The following is a 23066-nucleotide window of genomic DNA, read 5'->3' as shown; positions in this document are numbered from 1 at the left end:
GTGTCTCAGCGGTGGATGCGCTCGCGCCACTCGGCGGGCACCGCACCGGCAGGGCCAGGAGCGGGCTGGTCCGTCGGGTGGTGCTGCGGTGGTGCGAGCTCGGGTCCCTCGATCGAGACCTGGTCCTGGAAGTCCCAGTACCAGGTCTCCCCCGGTTCGAAGCTGCGCATGTAGCGGTGGCCGGTGCTCTCGTAGTGGCCGGTCGCGTGCTGGCCCGGGGAGCTGTCGCAGCAGCCGATGTGCCCGCAGCTGGCGCAGCGGCGCAGGTGCACCCACCAGCCGCCCTCGCGCAGGCACTCGGCGCAGCCGGTGCCGCTCGGTGGGACGCTGACGTCGATGTCGGTCTCGGCCATGGCCGTCTCCTCGGGTCCGGTCGCCACGGCGCGGCGGCCCGCTACCGACTCTAGGACGAGGCGTCGGCGCGCCGCTACGCCCTGGCACGAGTCGAGTGACTACCGGCTGAGCGCGAGGTACTGGTGCGCGTGGGCGATCGCCATGCCGCCCTCCCCCACCCCCGCCGCCACGCGCTTGACCGACCCCGAGCGCACGTCGCCGACGGCGAAGATGCCCGGCACGCTGGTCTCGAGTGCGAAGGGGCGACGGCCGGCGGTCCACTCCGGGGCGACGTCGGGACCGGTGCGGACGTAGCCGTTCACATCGCGCGCGACCGACGGCGGCAGCCACCCGGTGACGGCGTCCGCGCCGATCATGACGAACACCTCCGTGAGGTCCCGGCGGGACGTGCTGTCGGTGGCGGCGTCGTGCACGTCGACGGCCTCGAGGTCGGTGGCACCGTGGAGACCGACGATCTGACTGCGCGTCTCCACCGTGATGGTGCTGTTCGCGGCGATCTGGTCGATGAGGTACTGCGACATGCTCGCGGCGAGGGAGGGTCCGCGGACGAGCATCGTCACCGACCGGGCGTGGCGGGAGAAGAACACCGCGGCCTGACCGGCGGAGTTGCCCGCGCCGACGATGCAGATGTCCCGGCCGCGGGCCAGGCCGGCGTCGCTCCGGGCGGCGCCGTAGTAGACGCCCTTGCCGAGGTACCGGTCGACGTCGGGCAGCGACAGCTTGCGCCACTCCACCCCGGTGGCGAGGACGACGAGCGGCGCCCGCAGGACGTCGCCGCCGTCGAGGACGACGTCATGGCCTCCCGGGCGGATCTCGGTCACCGACCGCGTGACGACGATCTCCGCGCCGAGGCGTCTGGCCTGCTTGAGGGCGCGGCTCGCGAGGTCGTCACCGGACACGCCGTAGGGGAAGCCGGTGTAGTTCTCGATGCGCGTCGACGTGCCGGCCTGGCCACCCGGCGCGAGGCTCTCGACGACGAGGGTCCGCAGCCCCTCGGCCGCGCCGTTGACCGCTGCGGTGAGCCCGGCCGGCCCCGCCCCGAGGATGACGACGTCGTACTCCGTCGCCTTCGGCTGCACGCCCAGGCCCACCGCCGCGGCGATCTCGCGCATTGAAGGGTCGACGAGGCGGCTCCCGTCGCGCAGCTCGAGCACCGGCCCGTCGACCGCGGCGGCGCCCGGCGCGACTCGCTCGAACGGGATCTCGTTGCGGCTGAGGAACGTGGCGATCTCCCGCACGCGGCGGTCGGCGCGTGGGCCGATGAGGTGCGCCTCCGCCTCGGGGGTCGCGGCCGCCCAGTTCTGCAGGTCGGTGAGGTAGCCGCGGGCGACCCCACCGACGTGCGCCGCGACGGCCGGGGCCAGGGCGGCGAGGCTGTGGTACTCACTCACGCCCAGCCGCAGGATCCGCGTCGGCTCGGTCGCGCGCCCGCTGGCCGGGAACTTCGTGCTCAGCGTCATCGGCACCTCACCGAAGAGCATGCCGGGGGTGCGGACACCGATGACTAGCTCGTCACCGTTGACGACCTTGGTGATCTCGGCGCGGCCCTCGATGACGACGAAGAGCGCCCGCTCGTCCCCCTCCTGCGCGAAGTACTCCCCCGCGACCAGCCGGATGTCCTCGACGGCCCCGGCGACGTAGTCGAGGGTGTCCGGCGGCAGCGCGGAGAACAGCGGGACCCCGCGGAGCGCGTCTGCGGTGATCATGCCGTGGGCACAGCGTCGGCCAGCGTCATTGGCGGTCATCCTGGCACGGCTGGACAGGCCGCGGGCAAGAACGCTGACGCAGGTTCAACCGCCGTACGGATTGCCCTGGGACGCGTCAGGGAACGATCGGGTGACGACGTCACGAAATCCCCCGAGGGCCGTTGACCGGGCCCCGCCGAACCACTAGACAAGGCTCACTCGGGCGAACCGGGGTCCTTCTTCTCCCAAAGGTGGGTGAGCCTGTGTCCAGACTGCGACCCCGGCTTCTTGTGTCGGTCGTGACGTTCGCGCTCGCGCTGGGGGTGATCCCAGCGGCCCACGCCGGTCCTTCCGACGCCGCCGGCGCCCGGAAGCCCGGGGCCGGCCTCGAGGCCGCGGAGGTCACCGCCTCCACGTCCCTCCCGCGAGGAGGCGACAAGGGGACGGTGCTGCGCCTCGGCAAGTCACCGACCGCCGAGCGGTACATCGTCCAGCTCGCCGACCCCGCGGTCGCCACCTACTCCGGCGGGGTCGAGCGGCTGCGGGCCACAAAGCCCACAGCGGGTGGACGGCTCGACCCGGCCGCCGCGCCGGTGCGCAGGTACGCCGCCCACCTCGAGACCGAGCAGGACGCCCTCCGCAGCCTGATCGCCAGGGAGATCGGCCGCGCGCCGAGGGTCGACTTCACCTACACCTACGCGCTCAACGGCCTCGCGGTCCGCCTCACGGCCGACGAGGCCGCGGCCGTCGCCGGGCTGCCCGAGGTGACCTCCGTCGTCGTCGACGTCCGACGCGAGCTGCAGACGGACAACGGCCCGGCGTGGATCGATGCGCCCGCCCTGTGGGACGGGACCGCCACCGGGGTCGACGGCACCCGAGGCGAAGGGATCGTCGCGGGCATCCTCGACACGGGCATCAACCCGTCGAACCCCTCCTTCGCGGACACCGTGCCCGTGGCCGACGGCGGTGACGGCTATGACCACACGAACCCGCTGGGCGCCGGGACCTACATCGGCATGTGCGACCCGGCCAACACCGACCAGTACGACGAGCGGTTCGCCTGCAACGACAAGCTCATCGGTGCGTGGGACTTCTCCGGCGACGGCCCGTTCGACACCGACGGGCACGGCAGCCACACCGCCAGCACGGTCGCGGGCAACCAGGTCGACGCCGTCGTGAACGGTCCGTCAGGCATCAGCGAGACCCGCAGAATCTCGGGCGTCGCGCCCCACGCCAACCTCATCGCCTACGACGTCTGCGACGTCGACGGCTGCTCGATGGCCGCCACGACGGCTGCCCTGGACCAGGCTATCGCCGACGGTGTCGACGTCCTCAACTACTCGATCGGCGGTTGGGAGCCCTCGGCCGCCTGGTCGGACCCGGAAGCCCTCGGCTTCCTCGCCGCCCGCGCCGCCGGCATCTTCGTCGCGACCGCCGCCGGCAACGACGGACCGTGGTCCGAGACGATCGGCACGCCCGCGGACATCCCGTGGATCACCACGGCCGGCGCATCGACGCACGACCGCTCCTACGTCAACGCCGTCACCGACCTCACCCGGGCGGACGGCACCGGGCTCCCCGACCTCGAGGGGCTCGGCTTCACCGCCGGGTACGGACCGGCGCCGATCGTCGACGCGGGAGACTACGGCAACCCGTGGTGTGAGCCGGGAAGCTTCCGGAACCGCACCTTCAACGGCGAGATCGTCATCTGCGAGCGCGGCTTCGTCGACCGGCTCGAGATGGGCGAGGTCGTCTCCAACGCGGGCGCCGGGGGGATGATCCTCGCGAACGACGAGGAGAGCGGGGACTCGCTCACCGGTGACGCGCACGAGCTCCCCGCCGTCCACATCACCTACGACGACGCCGTCGCGCTGAGGGAGTGGCTGGCGGAGGGCACCGGCCACACCGGCACCATCGCCGGCGCCACCCTGTCCGAGGACCCCACGAAGGGGGACGTCACAGCCGACTTCTCCAGCCGCGGCCCGAACCGCGCGATGGACCTCATCTCCCCCAGCGTCACCGCGCCCGGCGTCGACATCCTCGCCGCCTTCGGCGCGTCGACCCCCGAGGCCGAGGTCGCTCCACAGTGGGGATTCTCCTCCGGGACCTCGATGGCCAGCCCGCACGTGGCCGGCGCCGGTGCACTCCTCAAGGTGCTCGAGCCGGAGTGGACGCCGGCCGAGATCCAGTCCGCCCTCATGACGACGGCGACGACGGACGTCACCAAGGAGGACGGCTCCACCCCGGCCGACCCGTTCGACATGGGATCGGGCCGGATCGACCTCGACGCCGCAGCGAACGCGGGCCTCGTCCTCGACGAGACGCTGGCCAACTACCAGGCCGCGGACCCGAGCCTCGGCGGCGACCCCGCCGCCCTCAACCTCGCGAGCATGGCCACCAGCCAGTGCCTGCACGACTGCACGTGGACGCGCACTGTCACCGGCGTCGCCGACGGCACCGTCGAGTGGACGGCAAGCGTCGAGTCGTCGCCGGACGTCACGCTGTCGGTCGAGCCCGCGACCTTCACCCTCGCCGAGGGCGAGACTCAGGAGATCGTCGTGTCCGCCGATGTGCGCGGCGCGAGCACCGGCACCTGGCAGTTCGGGCGAGTGACGCTCACGCCGTCGGACGGAGACGTCTCGACGGCCGGTCTGCCGGTCGCGGTCATGCCCTCGACCGGTGTGCTGCCGGCCGAGGTCGTCATCGACACCCGCCGCGACGCGGGCTCGCAGCTCGTGGAGGGTGTGCGGGCGATCGAGCTCACCGACCTGAGCGTCGACGTTGCGGGCCTCACCCCGGCCGAGACACAGGAGCTCGCCCTCCCCCAGGACCCGACGGACTTCGACCCCTTCGACGGGCCGGAGGGCACGGAGGTGGTCCTGGTCGAGGTCCCGGAGGGTACGAGCCGCCTCGTCGTGGAGGTCACCGACGCGACTGCACAGGACATCGACCTTTTCGCCGGGCCCGGCGACACCCCGGGCGAGGAGACCCTCGAGTGCGCGAGCGCGTCGTACGGGTCCGACGAGAGGTGTGACCTGACCGCGCCGGAGCCGGGCACCTGGTGGGTGGTGGTCCAGAACTGGCAGTCCTCGGAGGAGGACGCGACCGACACCCTCACCCTGGGGACCGCCGTCGTCGGGAGCGATGCCGGGAACATGTGGGTCGAGGGCCCGCAGGCGCAACCCGTCGGCGAGCCGTTCGACCTGCGCGTGTTCTACGACGAGCCGGCCCTGGCCGCCGGTCAGCGCTGGTACGGCGCCCTCAGCCTCGGCTCCTCGCCGCAGTCCCCGGGCGACATCGGCATCATCCCGGTGGACCTCAACCGGTTCGCCGACGACGTCACCAAGACCGCCGACGTCGAGACCGCCGCACCGGGTGACACCGTCACCTACGAGCTCACCGTGCAGCCCAACGTCAGCGCGGAGGACCTCGCCTACACCATCACCGACGCCATCCCGGAGGGCATGACGTACGTCGAGGGCTCGGCCACGGAGGGCGCGACCGTCACCGACGGTGTCCTCACGTGGGAGGGCATCTCCCCGACGCCGGCCGGCGTCGAGGGCGAGTACGTCATCACGCGCAGCGACGCCGACCCGCTGTGCGTGAACCCCCTGTCGGAGGACGGCGGTTACGTCGACCTCGAGGAGCTCGGCTTCCTCGCCGACCCCGAGATCGCCGGGGACACCGTGGCGTTCAACGTCGGCGCGGGTGCTCCGTTCAGCTTCTACGGCGTGGACTACGACGGGATGTGGCTGACCGATGACGGGTTCGTCGTCTTCGACGCCGCGACGCACTACGACGGTGAGCCCTGGGTTCCCCAGACGCTGCCCGACCCGCAGGCACCGAACAACCTGCTGGCGATGCTGTGGCAGGACATGGAGATCGTCTACGACGAGGCGACGAACAGGGGCGTCACCGTCGTCGAGGGCGAGACCGAGGTCGGCGGCCTGATCGTCGTCGAGTACGACGACGTCCAGCTCGTCGAGGACCCGGAGAGCACCTACGACGTCCAGCTCGTCGCGTTCCGCGGGCAGGACGACACGGAGGGCAGCTACGAGTTCTACGTGGCCTACGACAACGTCACCGGTCCGGTGGACGGTCCGTTGACGGTCGGCACGGAGAACGCGGACGGCACCTCGGGCCAGACGCTCGTCAACCACGACTCCGGCGAGGGCGTCGTCGCGGACGGCAACGTCGTCTGCTTCAACTACGCCGGCGCGTCGTTCGCCCCCGTCACGGTCCGGTACGAGGTGACGGTCGACGACGACGGGAGCCTGAGTGACGGCGACGTCCTCACCAACGAGGCCACCCACGTCACCGACAACCCCGGTGCCCAGCCGGTGACCGTGGGTGTGGACGTGACGATCGAAGGGGTCGAGCAGCCCACCGAGGAGCCCACGGCCAGGCCCACCGCGGAGCCCACCCCGGCACCGTCCGGTCCTCCAGGCCGACCGGGAGGCGGCCACCTTCCCAGCACGGGCGTCGACCCCGGGCTCCTCGCCGTCGTCGTCCTGCTCCTGCTCGGAGCCGGCGCGGGGGCGGTGCGGATGCGCCGGGCGACGGACTGACGCGGCGACGGCCCGGTCGCAGCAGTGCGACCGGGCCGCGCCAGTGGTGCGGGTCTGCTCGTCCCCCCGGGCGAAGCGGTCTACACCGACGACGCGATCCCGGACTCGACCCGCTCGCCCATCTCGCGTCCGATCTCGCCGAGCGGTACCCGCGTGTCGCGCAGGGCGCGCAGGTCCACCTTCCCAGTCGTGACGATCCGGCGGATGTGTCTCGTCGCTTCCCAGTCGTTCATGTGCATCCCCGCAACCACCTGGCCGCGGCGGAGCCAGAACGCCGTGAACACCCGCGCGTCCTTGTCGCCGCGCACGAGGACGTGGTCGTACCCCTCCGGACCGGGGTCGCCCACGTACTCGATCCCGACGTCGTACTGGTCGGTGAAGAACGTCGGGAGCCGGTCCGCGGGCCGCCCCTCCCCCAGGATGCTGCGCGCCACCGCCTTCCCGTGCGCAACGGCGGTGTCCCAGTGCTCCACCCGCACGCGCCGACGCAAACGCGGATGGTAGGCCCGCGCGACGTCACCCGCCGCGAGGACGTCCGGGTGGGAGGTGCGCAGCCACTCGTCGACGACGATGCCGTCGTCCACCAGCAGTCCCACCTCCTCCGCGAGGGAGGTGTCCGGCAGCGCCCCGACCCCGAGGACGACGAAGTCCGCCTCCACCATGGAGTCGTCGGCGAGCCGGACGGTCGCCCGCCCGCCCTCCTCCTCGACGCCCGCCACCGAGACGCGGGTCCGCAGGCCCACGCCGCGGGAGATGTGCAGGTCCGCGAAGACCTCGGCCACCTCGGCCCCGTGGACGCGCTGGAGCGGCCGCTCACAGGCCTCGAGCACGACGACGTCGCACCCCAGGGTGCGTGCGACGGCCGCCACCTCCAGCCCGATCCAGCCGCCGCCGATGAGCACGATGCGGCGGCCGGGCCGCAGCTGGGCGTGGAGGCGGTCGCTGTCCTCGATCGTCCGCAGGTAACCGACGGTGTCGCCCGACGGGGCGAAAGGAAGGTACCGGGGACGGCAGCCGGTGGCCAGGACCAGCCTGTCGTACCCGACCTGCCCGGCGGAGGTGGCCACGGTGTGGCCTGTAAGGTCCAGCGCCGTGGCGCGGGTGCCGAGCAGGAGCTCGACGTCGTGGTCCTCGTACCAGCTCGCCGGGTGAGCGAGGACGCTGTCCCGCTCGTCGTTCCCCATGAGGTAGCCCTTGGACAGCGGCGGGCGCTCGTAGGGAGCGGTGGCCTCCTCGCCCACGATGGTGAGCTTTCCGTCGAACCCTCCGGTGCGGAGTCCGTCCACGGCCTTCGCCGCGGCGAGACCACCTCCGACGATGACGACGGACCTGGGTGCGTCCACGATGTCCCCCTCGGTCAGCCGAGCCGGTCGCCGGCGCGGACGGGGTGCGGCGCGGCAGCGAGCCGGGCAAGGGCGAGCGCCGCGAGCAGCAGCCCGAAGTCCCGCAGCGCGATGTCGTAGTAGGTGCCCATGCTGAGGAGGTTGACGATGATCCCCAGCAGCCAGGCGGCGACGACGTACCCGCCGATGGCCGGGCGCACGGCGACGAGGATGCCCGCCGCGATCTCCACCACCCCGACAATCATCATCGCCTGGCCGGCGTCACCCGGCACGAGGCGGTCGATCCACGGGGCGAGGTAGTGCTCCCACTCGGTGAGGATGTTGAAGAACTTGTCCAGTCCGAAGAGCACCGGGGCGACGGTGAAGCCGACCCGGAGGATGAGGAACGCCTGATCCACAGCGGTGGTCGACGCGTGGGGCGCAGTGGTCCGCTGGACCGATGTCTTGCTCACGAGAACCTCCCTGTTCTAACGGCTAGTGTCATTGACGATAGACCTGTGAGACTCTACAGACAAGACCTGTGACCGATAGAAGGAGGACCGGTGCGCGACGACGATCTCGCCACCCAGCTCGCCGGCGTCGGCTCCCTCACCGAGCCGACCCGCCGCGCGCTGTACCTCTACGTCGCCGCCCAGCCGGACGCCGTCGGGCGCGAGGCTGCCGCGGCTGCCGTGGGAGTCCCGACGCACACGGCGAAGTTCCACCTGGACCGCCTGGTGGAGGAAGGACTCTTGGACGTCGAGTTCCGGCGCCTCACCGGCCGGACCGGGCCGGGTGCCGGGCGGCCGGCGAAGCTCTACCGCCGCTCGGCGCGCGAGCTCTCAGTCTCCCTGCCGGGACGGCGCTACGACCTCGCGGGGGAAGTGCTCGCGGCAGCGGTCGACCGCGCCGCCCGCACGGGCGAGCCGGTCGCGCAGGCGGTGCACGACGTCGCCGGGGAGACGGGCCGGCGGATGGCGGCAGACGCCGACGGCGAGGAGGACGACCTCGACCGAGCGGCCAGCGTCCTCGCCAGGTACGGGTACGAACCGCGGACGGCAGAGGACGAGATCTGCCTCGCCAACTGCCCGTTCGACCGCCTGGCCGCCACGCACACCACCTTGGTCTGCGGGATGAACCTCTCCCTCATCGAGGGCGTCGTCGACGAGCTCGGCGTCGCCGCGACGCCGGAGCTGGCGCCGCAGCCAGGGTTCTGCTGCGTGCGCGTGCGGCGCTGACTGCGCGCCCCGCGCGCAATTCACCGCCGCGGCCAGCGATATCTATGGACGGCGACGGACGAACTCGACCGTCATCTCGGCGAGCTCGCGAGGGTGGGTAACAGTCACCAGGTGCCCGGCTCCGACGACAGTCCCATGCTCAGCCCTCGGCAGCCCCTGCACGAGCAGCTCCTGTCCCTCGCGGAACCACGCATCGCTCTCGCTGCCGCCGACGACCATCACCGGACAGCGGACGACTGCGAGCTCTGCCGGGTCGGCTCGCCAGGCCAGCAGCGCAGGCAGGTCGACGGCGAAGAACGTCTCGGCATCACGCCCCAGGGCGGCAACCGTGCCGGGATCTCCGAACTCCGGCGCCTCGCGCCACGGCTCCCCGTAGAGCAGGGGCATGAACTCATCGAGCGCCACTGCCGTGCCTCCCGTCGTCGCCGTGGTGATGAGCCCGGCTGTCACCGCCCGGAACTGCTCAGCTCCGGGGCCGTCGATCGGTGGCGGCTCGACGAGTGTCAGGGACCGCACGTAGGACGGCGCCATGGTCGCCAGCGCCAGGGCGACCGCACAGCTGAAGCTCGCACCGACGACATGGGCGGGTTCGGCGCCCAGCCCCTCGATGGCGTCGCAGCAGTCCGTAGCCATGTCGGCGATCGTCGTCCCGGGCTTCCCGGGACCGCTGACGGTGCCGTAACCGCGGCGGCCGACGTGAACCGCCCGCAGGCCCGTCCCGTGCGCGAGCAGCTCGGTGAACGGGAGGAGCTCTTCGCCGGTGAGGGCGGTCTGGATGACGGCCACCGGCTCACCGGTGCCGTAGCTGACTACCTCGAGCGCTGCACCGTCGGCGGTCGTCACCATCCCCCGCGTCCCGGCAGTCATGCGGGTCGCGCCCTACTTGACCCCGAAGTCGAACGCTTCGCGGTGGAGGTTCCCGTACTTCTCACGCAGGAAGTTCCCCGTGGTGGTCAGCTGTGCCGCGATCCGGCTGTGCCGGCTCGCGTGCAAGGCCTCGGCCTGGCCCGCGAGGAGCTGGAGCTGCTCGGTGAGCTCCTCGTTGGGAGTGCGCCCGTTGGGCTGGCGGGTCTCCACCATGTCCGGCGGGATGGCGAGGTAGCTGCGCAGGACCCCGGGCAGGTACTCCCGCACCATGGCGTCCAGCTCGTACTCGAAGCGTGCGTCGCGCGACGGCTCACGCCGCTCCGCGTCGACGACGGCGCCCAGCAGCCGGTGTGTCCGCTCGAAGGCGACGTAGGCGTTGGAGGGAAGCCGCATCCGGCTCTGCTTGGCGAGCGCACCGACCCAGCCCAGCGCCGCAGCGCGGCCGTCTGCACCCTCGACCGCCGCCTCCGGCGGAGGAGAGGCCTCGACCAGCTCTTGCGACGGGGCCCCGGTGAACCGGTGCCACCACCGCCGCCGGGCAGGGAGCCACAGGTCGCGCAGGTGCCAGGAGCGCATGGCCGACACACCCATCGAGGCCAGGGCAAGCACGCCGCCGAGGCCGATGATGTCGAGCACGAAGATGCCCGCCGTGAAGCCGGCGGCGTACAGCAGGCCCTCGAGGATGACGCCAGCCTTCTTCTTCACCCCGCCGATGAGCAGCACGAGGTAGGCGATGAGGGGAAGGAAGACGACAACGGCCCCCACCTTGAGGACATTGCCCAGAGTCAGCCGCGACATCGTCAGCTCCTTGGCTCGGGATCGGTGGTCGAGGCGTCGGAGGAGTGACTGCGCTCGAGCTGCAGCCGGGCACGGTCAACCTGCCCTTCGAGCGCCTCCACCGTCTGCTTGATCGACCGCGTGGCCTCAACCTTGTACCGGTCGATCTCGTCCATCGCCTGGAAGACGTTGTCGAAGGCCTGCTGGAGCTTGGCCGGGTCGACCGTCGCGCGCGACGCCTGCTGCTGGATGGCGGTGCCCTGGGAGCGCAACAGCTCCGACGTGGAGACGATCATGTCCGCGGTCGTCGAGTTGAGGGCCTCGATCTGCGCCAGCGTGATCTGCTGCTGCGCGAGCGCCTGGGACACGATGACGGCCACCCGCAGCGCGGCGATCGTGGTGTCGAGCGCGCGGTCCACACCCTTGATGAGCTCGGTGTTGTTCTTCTTGACGACGTCGAGGGCCAGGTAGCCCTGGACCGAGACCGCCATCTGGGTCATGAGGTCCTGGTGGCGCTGGCGGACGTAGAACAGGGCGTCGGTCTCAAGGGTGGTCGCCTCGTCCGTCTTGCCCTCGGCGCGGAGGCCGGCGATCCGCTGCTCGAGCTCATCACCCAGGTGGCGGGCGAGGACGGCGTAGTTCGCGAGCTGCCCGAGCGCCGCCCACAGCGCGTCGCGCTCGGTCTGGATGGCGGCGTTGTCCATGCGCAGCTCGTCCTGGCCGCCCTTGAGCGCCTTGGTGATGGCGTCGAGCTGGTCCTGCGCGGACTCGTACTTGCGGAAGTACCGCTCGATCGCGTTCCCCCCGGGCAGGAACTTGAGGAGCCGCTTGCCGCCGGTGAGGTCGTGGCGCTTGGGGTCGAGGTCGGAGACGATCTGCCGCAGCTCGGCCAGGCTCGCACCCGTTCTCGACGCCGGATCCTCACCGGACGCCGACGCTGCGGCTGCCGGCCGCTGCAGCATCCGGTTGGAGGAGTCCCCCGCCTGCCGCATCGTGTCCTCGCCGAGCTTGGTCAGCTGCGCGACCTTCGTCTGGAACTCCGGGCTGTGCAGCGGCGCGGCGAGCAGGTCGTCGAGGAACTCGCGGGCGGTGTCCGCGTGCTTCTGCTGCGTCTCCGCGTCCACGAGGATGACGCCGCCGACCTTCTCCGGCTCGCGCACCTCCACCTCAGCAGCCGGCGCAGGCGGCTCGAGCTGCAGCGGGTTCTCGACGGCGGGGGTCTGGTTCTGGCCAAGGTCGAGCGGGTTCGACATGCGATGCACTCCTCGAGCTGGGGGCTAGCAGGCATTCTCTCAGGATCTGCCGACCGTGTGGGGCGAAGGGCTGCCCCGTCGTCCACGCGCGGATGGTCTATGGAGGAAGCGACGTCACATGGCCGGGCCCTTTCTGTCATCGAGGCGGCGGCGACCCCGCCCAATAGCTCACGGGCATCCAACGGGCCAGACGGTGCCCATCGCCACACCTCCACCTTCGCAGCCACGCCCGCCCGAGTTCAGCCCGCGCCCGCCCGGCTTCCAGGAGAGCATGTCGTCCGCGGTGCGCTCGCCGCCCCCTGCCTACGTCGCGGACGAAGCGAGCGCCTCCGGCAGCCCGGCAACGATCGTCGGCACAGCGTCGGCACTGAGGCTCGAGTGGTAGTACATGTCGATTTTCCCCGTCTCGTAGCGCCGCTCACGGGCGCCAATCGAGTGTCGGATAGACCGAGCGGACCGCCCTGCCCAATACCCACGAGTCTCATGAGCGAGGCCTTGACCCGCACCCCTATGACGGGGAGATCACGTCACGCTGTAAAGCGCACGCGACGGTGCCGCGTGAGGCCGGCGTGCCAGATTCCGTGATGGTGGCCTCCTGGAGGAGGCGGTGAGCAGAGGTGTCTACGGCGGTCGTGACCGCCGTCAACGGCGACGGGGCGTTGACCGTGCCTCGAGGCACGCCGGGACCCGCCGGACGAACTCGTCCACTGGCTGAGCCCGGGATGCTAGGCGGGACCGCCGCCCTCGTCGGCGCAGGGGACGCCCAGCACCGCGGCGCATTCCCCGCAGGGCGTGACAGAACTGGTCCGCTCGATGGCCTCGGGAGCCGCCCGGGCGCGCGTCTAGGTCATCCCAGCGTGGAGTGACCGAGTGGGTGAATCCGGCGAGCCGGCCCCGTAGCGGGTCCCAGTCGGCGATGGCCATGTCTGGCCGAGTTGGCCAACAGACCCCAGAAAACCGGCTCAAACCTCCAGTAGGCTCTGACACACCCAACAAGGACCGGTTTCGCTAGAGGGAAGGCCCACGTCGCCATGTCCGAGCCTTGGCTGTCTGCCGACGACATCGCCGCTCACCTCGGCGTCACGAAGGACACCGTCTATTCGTGGATCTCCGACAAGACGATGCCAGCCCACAAGGTGGGGCGCCTCTGGAAGTTCCAGGCGAGCGAGGTCGATGCCTGGGTCCGGAGTGGAGGCGCGACGGTCGCTGGAGACGCACCCCCTCCTGGCTGAAGCAGTCCATCCGACGGTTCTGTCGGACGATCCAGATATGCTGATCGACTTTGCCTAGGCCAGAGAGGAGCCACACGTCATGACCGCAGCCGGGCGCTATGCGCTGTCGTTCACCAGCGGTGCCCTTCTCGTGCGTGAAGCCCTGGTTGCCGCGCCGCTATACCTGCGAGTCCAGGATTGGTCGACGGTCCGTGAACTGATCGAGGAGGACAATCTTCTCCAAGCCCGAACCCGCTCGTCGAGCTTCCGGCTCGCCCGTGAGGTCACTCAGCGACTCTCCGTGCTCACTGACGCCGAGCTCGAACTGCTCATCGACGCCACGCCGACCGAGCGTGGTTATCTGCTGTGGGCCGCTGCCTGCCGCCGTTACCTCCTCATCGGCGAGTTCGCCGATGAGGTCGTGCGCGAGCGGTATCTCGTTCTCGCCCAAACGCTCGGCCACGACGACTTCGACAGTTTCATCCGGGGCAAGGCCCTCTGGCATGAAGAAGTGGCCAACCTCAAGGACACCACCTTGCGCAAACTCCGCTCCACCTTGTTCCGGATGCTCGTCGAGGCGGGCCTGATCGCCGACGACGGTCGTATCAATCAGGCCGTCCTCTCCACGCGGCTCACGGACGCCCTGTCCGACGACCTCCGCTTCTTTCCGATGGGCAGCACCGCGTGACGGGGACCGCTGATCTCCACAGGCAGGAAGAACACCTGTTCGCCGTCCTCAACGGCAAGCGCTTCCTCCAGATGGAGGGCCTGAGCAACGAGGTCCCGTTCTTCATCTACCCGTACCCACCGGAAGCCGCGCTCGAGGTCGCCCAGGTGAAGAAGCGGGTGAAGAATAAGCTCAGCCAGAGCGGCATCACCCTCCGCGAGGTCAACCTCTACGACCTATCGGTCGAGATTCTTAAGGAGCGTGGGGTCTGGGAGCGCGTCCTCGCAGCGGAGCCCGAAATGGACAAAGACGACTTCCGCGAAATGCTCCAGGGGATGCTCGATCCCCAGCTCCACCTGGCGCCGGCGATCCGCTCCCGGGTCGAGGACGGCGCCTTCGACATCTTCTTCCTCACCGGCATCGGTGAGGTATTCCCATACATCAGATCGCACAACGTGCTGAACAACCTCCAGAGCGTTGTGACCGGCAAACCAATGCTCATGTTCTTCCCCGGCCGCTACGAGCAGTCCGACACCCTCGGGTCATCGCTCGTGCTCTTCGGCCGGTTGAAGGACGACCAGTACTACCGAGCCAAGAACATCCTGGAACAGGAAGCGTGACCGATGCTGCTCAACGACATCTTCGCCAAGGACGTCCAACGCCCCATTGAGGGCGTCATCAAGGCCGACGACATGGCGCACCTGGGCACCGAGGTCGAGGAGTACGTCCTCACAAACGAGGCCGCCAAGGGCCTCGAACTCCTCCTGGAGGCGTACACCAACTACACCAACGCCAACGGAGTATGGATCTCCGGCTTCTTCGGCTCCGGTAAGTCCCACTTGCTCAAAATGCTCGCTCACCTGCTTGGCGACGTCGAAGGTCAAGAGTTCGACCGTGCACAGGTCTCCGAGAGCTTCCGCTCTAAGGCGACGGGCGCATTCCTGCCCGCCCTACTGACTAAGGCTAAGCGCATCCCGGCCAAGAGCCTCCTGTTCAACATCGACCAGAAGGCAACGCTCATCGCCAAGGACCAGACCGATGCCTTGCTCAAGGTCTTCGTGAAGGTATTCGACGAGAGTCTGGGCTATTACGGCAACCAGGGCCACGTTGCCCGCTTCGAGCGCGACCTCGACAAGCGAGGCCAGTACGACGCGTTCAAGGCGGCGTTCGAGCGCATCGCCGGTATCCCGTGGTCGCAGGGTCGGGAGCAGAGCGCTCTCGAGGGAGCGAACATCGACGCCGCCTTCGCCGAGGTCGACGGCCAGGCCACTAGTGGCATCATCAAGCAGTACCAGGCCTCCTATGCCGTCTCCATTGAGGACTTCGCCGACGAGGTAAAGGCATGGCTCGATCAGCAGGTCGACGGCTCTCGTCTGAACTTCTTTGTTGACGAGGTTGGCCAGTTCATCGGTTCCGACACGAAACTGATGCTCAACCTGCAGACCATCGCCGAAAGCCTCAACACCAAGTGCGCCGGCCGCGCGTGGGTGATGGTCACCTCGCAGGAAGACATGGACAAGGTCATCGGTGATCGCACCAAGCAGCAGGGCAACGACTTTTCCAAGATCCAGGCTCGCTTCAAGACCCGGGTGAAGCTCACCAGCGCCGATGTTGAGGAGGTGATCCGCAAGCGCCTGCTGGAGAAGAACGACGGCGGCACTGCCTCGCTCACGGCGATCTACGCGAAAGAGTCGGCGAACTTTAAGACGCTCTTCGACTTCACCGACGGCGCCAAGACCTATCGCAACTACGCCGACGAGGCGCACTTCGTCGGCACGTACCCCTTCGTCAGCTACCAGTTCCCTCTGTTCCAGGCCGCGATCGAAGGCATCTCCGACCACAACGTCTTCGAGGGCCGCAACAGCTCAGTGGGTGAACGCTCGATGCTCGGCGTCGTGCAGCAGGTCGCCAAGGACATCGGTAACGTCGAGGTCGGCACCCTGGCCACCTTCGACCACATGTTTGCCGGCATCCGCGCCTCCCTGAAGTCCGCAGCGCAGCGATCCATCGATGTCGCTGAGCGCAACCTCGACAACCAGCTCGCCATCCGTCTGCTCAAGGCGCTGTTCCTCGTTAAGTACGTCGAGAGCTTCCATGCCACGCCCCGCAACCTGACCGTGCTCGTCTACGACCGCTTCGGCCTCGACCTGCCCAAGCTCGCCGAGGACGTCAGGGAGGCGCTGACGCTGCTGGAGACGCAGACCTACGTCCAGCGCAACGGCAATGTCTACGAATACCTCACCAACGAAGAGCAAGTCATTGAGGAGGAGATCAAGAACGTCGACATCGACGCCTCCGAAATCAGCAAGAAGCTCTTCGACGTCCTGAGCACCTCAGTCATGAAGAGCACCAAGATCCGATACGCGAAGAATGGCCAGGACTTCCCGTTCGGCTTCAAGCTCGACGACCAAGTCCATGGCCCGCAGCGAGAGCTCTCGATCCACTTCATCACTCCGGATTACCCGTACGAACCAGAGCAGATTCGAATGCACAGCGCGGGAAAGGACGAACTGAGGGTCATCCTCCATCCCGACGACCGGGTGCTCGCAGACCTGCGCCTGCTGCTCAAGACCGACAAGTACACCAAGCGCAAGCAGACCACCTCGCTGTCTGCGATCGAGGAACACATCCTCCGTGCCAAGGCCACGCAGAACCGCGAGCGAGAAAAGGAACTGGTCCAGCGCCTTCAGCGCGCCGTCGGCAAGTCCGAGCTCGTCATCAACGCGGCCGACGTGCCCGCAACTTCCACCGATGCCTTGAGCCGTATCACCGAAGGCTTCCAGGAACTGATCAGTCGCACATACACCCAACTCAGGCTCCTCGGCGGAGCGATCTACAGCGAGCAGCAGGTTGCCGGAGCCGCAAACCCTGACAGCGGGCTTCTTGATGCAGACACTTTGTTCAGGATTGATCAGCCGGCTCAGGAGGTGCTCTCCACGATCCTGCGCAAGGACGCCCAGGGGGAGCAGGTCACGATGAAGACCATTGTCGACACGTTCCAGGCGAAGCCCTATGGCTGGGATTTGGCATCCATTGAGGTGATCGTCGCCTCCCTCATCGGCAACTCCAAAATCACCCTCACGGTCGACGGGAACGTGCTCAAGCGTAGCGAGGTCGCGGCTGCGCTGCGCAATACTCAGAAGCACGCGCACGAGATCGTCGCTCCGCGGAAGACCTTTGACGAGCGGAAGGTCGCCTCCTTCCGCAAGTTCGTCACTGACTTCTTCGATGAGGGCAACGCCCCGAAGGACCCTCTGGAGTTAGCTCGTCACGGTGCCGACAAGCTCAAAGGCAAGCTCGACGAGTTGAAGGCCACCGTGAGCGGTTCGCGCTACCCGTTCGTGGAGCAACTTCAGGGACCGATCGGTCTTCTGGATCAGACGGTGGGCAAGTCCGACGACTGGTATCTCGCCGAGTTCAATCTCGGCGACGACCTGCTCGAAGCCAAGGACAACGTCCTCGACCCGATCCAGTCGTTCCTCAACGGCGCCCAGCGGTCGATCTACGATGATGCCTCCGAGCTGCTCGCCGCGCACAGCAGCAACCTGAGCTATCTTCCGCCCGGAAGCGACGAGACCGTCAGGAACGCGCTCTCCGACTTCAATGCCTTCAGAGGCAACAAGATGGCCCAACTCAAGACGGCAACCGACAACCTGCGCAGCCAGATCGACGGTGTTGTTGCGGAGAAGCGATCAGAGGTCATCACTGCGATCGAGGGTCGCAAGGGGGTACTCCTCGCGGACGCTTACTACGCCAACGCCACCCCCGCAGCACAGGATCGGGTCGCGCAGCGCGTCGACGCCACTCTGGCTCGAGTCGCATCCGAGACCCAGGTTGCATTGATCCTCCAGATCGGCGCGACCTTCGAATCTAGCGAGTATCCGGAACTGCTTGACCATCTCGCTACCAATCCAAACGAGCCCAATCCGGAGCCCACGCCGGCCAAGCGGACAGTCTCGGTGAAGACCATCTCCGTGCCCGGCGCGTCCGGCGTCCTCGAAACTCAAGATGACGTCGAACGTTATCTCGCAGCTCTGCGCAGCGCCCTCATACATACCTTGAACGACGGAAAGCGAATCACTCTCTGATGGGAACCGCACCATTGAAGAACTTCGCGACCTGGGCCCGCACCGCGCTCATCCGTGAGGTCACCGCACGCATCGCTGCGGTGCTCGCACCGGGTTCCTCTGGGGGAGTCGAGCAGGCGAAGGCTGTCGCTGCCTTGGAGAAGGCCATTGCGGCCTTCGGAGGCGGCAGTGAGGGACGTGCTGCCGTGGCAGACAAGGTCGCCTACACCTGGTTCAACCGCATCATCGCGTTGCGCTTCATGGACGCCAACGGCTACACCGGTATCGGCGTCGTCTCCCCGCAGGCCGGGGTCGAGGTGGGCCAGCCTGAGGTGCTGGCCGAGGCCAAGCGCGGCGTAATCGACGCGGAAGTCGTCAGCGACGCCACCCGCAAGACGGTGGCTGCGTTGCTCGACGGGACGCTGGCAAGTGGTGACCCACAGGGTGAGGCGTACGCGCTGCTGCTGGCGGACTACTGTCGCTACTGGAACAAGGCCATGCCGTTCATATTCGAGCGCGAGGGTGACTTCACCGAGTTGCTGATCCCGGCCAACCTGCTTGCCGATGACTCGGTGCTCAACCGGTCGGTGAAGGTGCTGACTGAGGATGTGTGCCAGGACGTCGAGGTCATCGGCTGGCTCTACCAGTTCTACATCTCGGAGCGGAAGGATGAGGTCTTCGCCGGGTTCAAGAAAAACAAGAAGGCTGGAGCCGCCGAGATCCCCGCCGCAACTCAGCTCTTCACCCCGCACTGGATCGTCCGCTACCTCGTCGAGAACTCTCTTGGGCGCCTATGGATGCTCAACCACCCGAACTCGGGTCTGGTCAGCCAGATGGACTACTACATCGCCCCGGTCGACGAGGAGACGGACTTCCTCAAGATCACCAAGCCCGAGGAGCTGAAGGTCATCGACCCGGCCTGCGGCTCGGGCCACATGCTCACCTACGCCTTCGACCTCCTCTACGCGATCTACGAGGAGGAGGGCTACGCGCCGTCCGAGATTCCTGGCCTGATCCTCACCCACAACCTCTACGGCACTGAGATCGACCCGCGTGCGGGCGCGCTAGCCGCGTTCGCCCTCATCATGAAGGCCCGCGATCGGCAGCGCACCTTTTTCAACAAGCAGGTCGCGCCCAATATCTGCGTCATCGAGCCGATCTCGTTCACCCCTGACGAGTTGGGCTTCCTCACCACCAAGGACGGCGACAAGCACGCGGAGGAGGCGTTCTGGAACCAGTTCGCGGAAGCGGACACGTTGGGGTCTTTGATCCAGCCCGACGCCAACCTCGCTGCCCGGCTGGGGCGCCACCTGGACACGCTCGACGACGAGGGAGACATGCTTAAGGCCGACACGATTGAATCGGGGACACAGGTCGTGATGCAGGCCGAATATCTCGGTCCGCGGTACGCCGTGGTTGTTGCAAATCCCCCTTACATGGGCGGATTTAGCATGGGCGCGCGCCTTTCAGAGTTTGCGAAGTCCAATTTCCCTGTTTCAAAGAGTGACCTTTTCGCGATGTTTATCGAAAGGAATCTTGACCTGGCGTCGCCGCGGGGATACGTCGCGATGGTCACGATGCAGTCGTGGATGTTCCTGAGTTCCTTTACCGCACTTCGCGAGCGCCTCCTCAAGGACGGGACCGTCGCCACAGCCGCGCACCTTGGTCCCAATGCCTTTGGCGCCATCTCAGGGGACGTCGTATCAACCGTCGCGTTCGTCATTTCAAAGGTGATCCGTGAGCACGCAGCGGCCGCCTACTTCAAGCTCGTCGATGGGCCATCGGAGGCGGCGAAAAGTTCGCAACTGTTGGCGTCGGCTCGAGGTGATCATCCGGATCGCTTCGTCGTAGATCAGGCAGATCTGCGGAAGATCCCTGGATCGCCTATCGCCTACTGGGTGGACCACAGCCTTGTCGATCTCTATTCTCAACCGCTCATCGGTGACAGGTTCGAGATCAAGGCTGGCGTTGGGACTCGGAACGACTACCTCTTCATGAAGTTCAGTTGGGAGGTGAGTGCGAGTCGCATCGGACCGGGGCGGCGCTGGGTGCTTACCGACAAGGCAGGTGAATTCCGGAAGTGGTACGCTGGCTTCGTTTACGTAATGGACTGGGAGAACGACGGTCGTCGGATCAAAAACTATCGCAACCCGGATGGGTCGCTGAAGTCCCGGCCGCAAAACGTCCAGTTCATGTTCCGCGAAGGCGTGACGTGGGGGAAGATCGGCGCCGGCGCTGCGAGTTTCCGGTGGCGTCCAGAGGGCTACGGGTTCAACGATGCGGCACCAGCCATCTTCGGGGCCGGAGCATTCGACCTGCTTGCCCAACTCAACTCAAATGTAGGTCGGCGCTTGGTTGAGGTGAAGGGCTCCACGGTCAACGTCCAGACCGGGATGGTTGCTGAACTCCCAATCGTTCCGCTTGAGGAGCCTGTTCGCGACCGCGTCCGCGAGCTGACTCAGCGCGCGGTGCAGATCGCCAAGGACGATTGGGACTCAACGGAAATCTCGCCGGAGTTCAGATCGACGCCGTTCGTGGATCCCACCGGAGTAGGCATCCCGCTTGCAGCCCGGCACCTGCGGGTCGTCAGCGCTCAGGACGCGGCCGTGGCAGAGCTCACCCAGATCGAGACGGAGATCAATTGGATCATGGACTCTGCAGTCGGCGGTGCGACGGGTGCGGATCCCCAGGGCAGCAGCGGTGCCGTCACGCTGCTTGCCGATCCTCGGTACCGCTACGGTCGCAGAAAGCCTGACGAGGTGGAGGCTTTGCGAAGGGCCGATGCCGTCCGAGAGCTCGTCTCATACGCCGTTGGGTGCATGTTCGGCAGATTTAGCCTGGACAAGCCCGGCCTGATCCTCGCCGACCAAGGTGCGACCTTGCACGACTACGTTGCGAATGTACCGTCGCCGACGTTCATGCCGGATGCCGACAACGTCATCCCGATCGTGGATGGCGACTGGTTTGAGGACGACATCGTCGAGCGGTTCCGCCAGTTCCTGCGCGCGGCCTTTGGTGACGAACACTTTGAGGAGAACCTGCGGTTCGTCACTGAGTCGCTCGGGATGAAGAACTTGCGCGACTACTTCGTGAAGTCTTTCTACAAGGCCCACGTCCAGCGGTACAAGAAGCGGCCGATCTATTGGCTGTTCTCCAGCCCCAAGGGCTCATTCAACGCGCTCATCTACATGCACCGCTACACGCCGTCAACGGTCTCGACGGTGCTCAACGAGTATCTGCGCGAATTCCAGGCCAAGCTCAAGGCCAGCCTGGAGCACGCCGAGCGCTCCAATAGCGCAAAGGAAGCCGACCGCCTTCGTAAGATGCTCCTGGAAGTCGACGACTACGAGCACAACGTCCTCTACCCGCTGGCGTCGAAGAACATCGTTATTAACCTCGACGACGGCGTGAGAGCCAACTATCCGATGTTCGGTGCTGCCCTCAAGAGGATCCCCGGATTGGAGGCGACCGAATGAGTGCATCACAACGCCCCGACACAATTCCGGTCATCGTAGACGTTCCTCGAGCGGATCCCGGTCTCGGGTTTCAAAACTATGTAAATGCCGTCGCGGGAGCAATTCTCGGTGGCACACCCGCTCAATACACCGTCGGATTGTACGGGCCGTGGGGAACGGGAAAGTCGTCCATCCTCTTTGCGCTTCGGGAACGACTTGAGGCTGAAAAGCGCGTGACGACGGTGTTGCTGGATGCGTGGCGTCATGAACGTGCCGACAACCTTCTAGGGCCGCTCGTGTACGAGATTCGACGCGCCATGGGTGACAAACCGGACGCGAAAGAGAAGTGGACGCGAATCTTTGGTGGGATGGAGCTCTCGGCATTCGGTTTCGGATTCCGAGTACCGGCCAGTGCAGATCGGGCCGAGGCTGCGCAAGAGTCGATTGCTGCATACATGCGGGGCATAAGCGCACTATCCTCGATCGGCGAGTCAATTCCTGCAGGAGAGCGCGTGGTTGTCTTCGTTGACGACTTGGACAGGTGCAGTCCAGATCGAGTCCTTGAAGTCGTTGAGGCGATCCGCCTGGTGATGGACGTCCCAGGATTCGTCTTCGTTCTTGCCATTGATTACGATGTGCTGGTACGCGCAGTTGAGACCCGATATCCACATGCGGACGCCCACCATTTTGTAGAGAAGATCGTGCAAGTGCCATTCAGAATTCCGAGTATTCGATCGCGCGGCGGTTACCTCGAACAAATCGTTCCCGACTGGGCTCCCTTGAAGAACGTATGGTTTCGGGACATCGCTGCCGACCAGATCGAGTCTCTGGTGTACGTGGCTCTCCGGGACAACCCGAGACAGGTCAAGCGTGTCCTAAACGCCTTCATGGTGGCAAAGCATATCGACTGGGACGGGCTTTATGGCCATAAGGCTAAATCTCTCGCACTGCTAGAGTTGCTAGCCCTGCAGGCCGCATGGCCTAGTATCTATCAGCGGCTGGTCGCAGGACTTGGAGCATACGAGCGGTCGAAGATCGATAATTCGATGCCGCCCAACGCGGTTCTAGGGGCGGTCGACGAGTACAAGGAAATTCTGGCGGAGGTCGAGGCGGCGGAAAGCGAGGGAATGGACCGTCTGTCAATGTTTCTGAATCGCCACCTCACGGCCGATTCATCCTTCTCGATCGTTCTTGCCGCCTCGCGGATGGCTTCAGATTCAATCGTCGGCGAGAGTCGATTGCAGGCAAGTGCGTTTGACCAGCGGGAGTTCTTCGATTACGTCGTCGGGCGGATATCTTCTCTGCCATTTGTGGAGGTTTCCGTCCGCAATGAAGCACTCTCCACTGCGGCGCTGGCATGCGGCCCTCATGAGGTTAAAATTATAGATGTAATGTCCAGCCGAGGGCTATTTACCCTAGCGGTCCCTGCGTCGCTCGTCGATCTGAGTCCCCGTGTGCATTCTTTCGCGAAGTCGGTGGCCGCACCCAAAAGGCAAGGTAAAACTGCACGGTTCGTGTTTGGGGGGCAAGGGGCTAGCGCGTTGGAGGAGTCTCTCGACTCGGCGCGCAAACTGTTGATAGCCATAGCTGGTCAGGATTAGA

15 protein-coding genes are annotated in these 23066 nt (G+C 66.8%); 8 read left to right on the top strand and 7 right to left on the bottom strand.

The annotated features are described in order from the left end of the window. Window positions 1-5 precede the first annotated feature (5 nt). On the bottom strand, window positions 6-353 hold the full coding sequence (locus ACWPXV_RS05055; RefSeq protein ID WP_454084206.1) for a UBP-type zinc finger domain-containing protein: 348 nt from the start codon (window positions 351-353) through the stop codon (window positions 6-8). A gap of 99 nt (window positions 354-452) precedes the next feature. Continuing rightward, entirely contained in the window at window positions 453-2060 is a 1608-nt protein-coding gene (locus tag ACWPXV_RS05050) for an FAD-dependent oxidoreductase (RefSeq protein WP_454084205.1), read from the bottom strand. 278 nt (window positions 2061-2338) lie between these two features. Here ACWPXV_RS05050 and ACWPXV_RS05045 point away from each other — a divergent pair, with 278 nt between their 5' ends. Continuing rightward, entirely contained in the window at window positions 2339-6607 is a 4269-nt protein-coding gene (locus ACWPXV_RS05045; protein ID WP_454084204.1) for a S8 family serine peptidase, read from the top strand. A gap of 80 nt (window positions 6608-6687) precedes the next feature. Here the strand turns inward: ACWPXV_RS05045 and ACWPXV_RS05040 are convergent, their stop codons facing one another. Further along, a complete protein-coding gene (locus tag ACWPXV_RS05040; RefSeq protein ID WP_454084203.1) occupies window positions 6688-7950 on the bottom strand; it encodes an NAD(P)/FAD-dependent oxidoreductase in 1263 nt (420 codons plus the stop codon). A gap of 14 nt (window positions 7951-7964) precedes the next feature. Then, window positions 7965-8402 (bottom strand): hypothetical protein, encoded by a 438-nt coding sequence (locus ACWPXV_RS05035; protein ID WP_454084202.1) that lies wholly within the window; start codon window positions 8400-8402, stop codon window positions 7965-7967. A gap of 90 nt (window positions 8403-8492) precedes the next feature. Between ACWPXV_RS05035 and ACWPXV_RS05030 the strand changes: the two genes are divergently transcribed. Beyond that, the gene (locus ACWPXV_RS05030) at window positions 8493-9167 is read left to right on the top strand and encodes a helix-turn-helix transcriptional regulator (protein WP_454084201.1); all 675 of its coding nucleotides are present in this window, start codon (window positions 8493-8495) and stop codon (window positions 9165-9167) included. A gap of 42 nt (window positions 9168-9209) precedes the next feature. Here the strand turns inward: ACWPXV_RS05030 and ACWPXV_RS05025 are convergent, their stop codons facing one another. Genes ACWPXV_RS05025 through ACWPXV_RS05015 form a run of 3 tightly spaced genes read right to left on the bottom strand, consistent with a single transcriptional unit; the run spans window position 9210 to window position 12064 of the window. Further along, window positions 9210-10034: an alpha/beta fold hydrolase gene (locus ACWPXV_RS05025; protein WP_454084200.1), complete on the bottom strand. Its 825-nt coding sequence runs from the start codon at window positions 10032-10034 to the stop codon at window positions 9210-9212. A 12-nt stretch (window positions 10035-10046) separates the two neighbouring features. Beyond that, window positions 10047-10832 (bottom strand): hypothetical protein, encoded by a 786-nt coding sequence (locus ACWPXV_RS05020; RefSeq protein ID WP_454084199.1) that lies wholly within the window; start codon window positions 10830-10832, stop codon window positions 10047-10049. Between the two features lie 2 nt (window positions 10833-10834). After that, on the bottom strand, window positions 10835-12064 hold the full coding sequence (locus ACWPXV_RS05015; protein WP_454084198.1) for a toxic anion resistance protein: 1230 nt from the start codon (window positions 12062-12064) through the stop codon (window positions 10835-10837). 1031 nt (window positions 12065-13095) lie between these two features. On the opposite strand from ACWPXV_RS05015, the gene ACWPXV_RS05010 reads away from it, so the two are divergent. From ACWPXV_RS05010 to ACWPXV_RS04985, 6 genes are all read left to right on the top strand, one after another. Further along, a complete protein-coding gene (locus tag ACWPXV_RS05010; RefSeq protein WP_454084197.1) occupies window positions 13096-13296 on the top strand; it encodes a helix-turn-helix domain-containing protein in 201 nt (66 codons plus the stop codon). Window positions 13297-13375: 79 nt separating this feature from the next. Next, a complete protein-coding gene (locus tag ACWPXV_RS05005; protein WP_454084196.1) occupies window positions 13376-13963 on the top strand; it encodes a DUF1819 family protein in 588 nt (195 codons plus the stop codon). Window positions 13964-14034: 71 nt separating this feature from the next. Continuing rightward, window positions 14035-14562 carry a DUF1788 domain-containing protein gene (locus tag ACWPXV_RS05000; protein WP_454084336.1) on the top strand — a complete coding sequence of 176 codons (528 nt, stop codon included), beginning with the start codon at window positions 14035-14037 and terminating at the stop codon, window positions 14560-14562. A gap of 3 nt (window positions 14563-14565) precedes the next feature. Then, a complete protein-coding gene (brxC, locus tag ACWPXV_RS04995) occupies window positions 14566-18030 on the top strand; it encodes a BREX system P-loop protein BrxC (protein WP_454084195.1) in 3465 nt (1154 codons plus the stop codon). Beyond that, window positions 18030-21485, top strand: coding sequence for a BREX-1 system adenine-specific DNA-methyltransferase PglX (gene pglX / locus ACWPXV_RS04990; protein WP_454084194.1), 3456 nt, complete (start codon window positions 18030-18032; stop codon window positions 21483-21485). The genes brxC and pglX overlap by 1 nt, the downstream gene beginning before the upstream one ends. After that, on the top strand, window positions 21482-23065 hold the full coding sequence (locus tag ACWPXV_RS04985) for a KAP family P-loop NTPase fold protein (RefSeq protein ID WP_454084193.1): 1584 nt from the start codon (window positions 21482-21484) through the stop codon (window positions 23063-23065). The genes pglX and ACWPXV_RS04985 overlap by 4 nt, the downstream gene beginning before the upstream one ends. Window position 23066 lies beyond the last annotated feature (1 nt).

It is taken from the genome of Georgenia sp. Marseille-Q6866, assembly GCF_965111665.1.
This window is presented reverse-complemented; position numbering and strand designations above follow the sequence as displayed.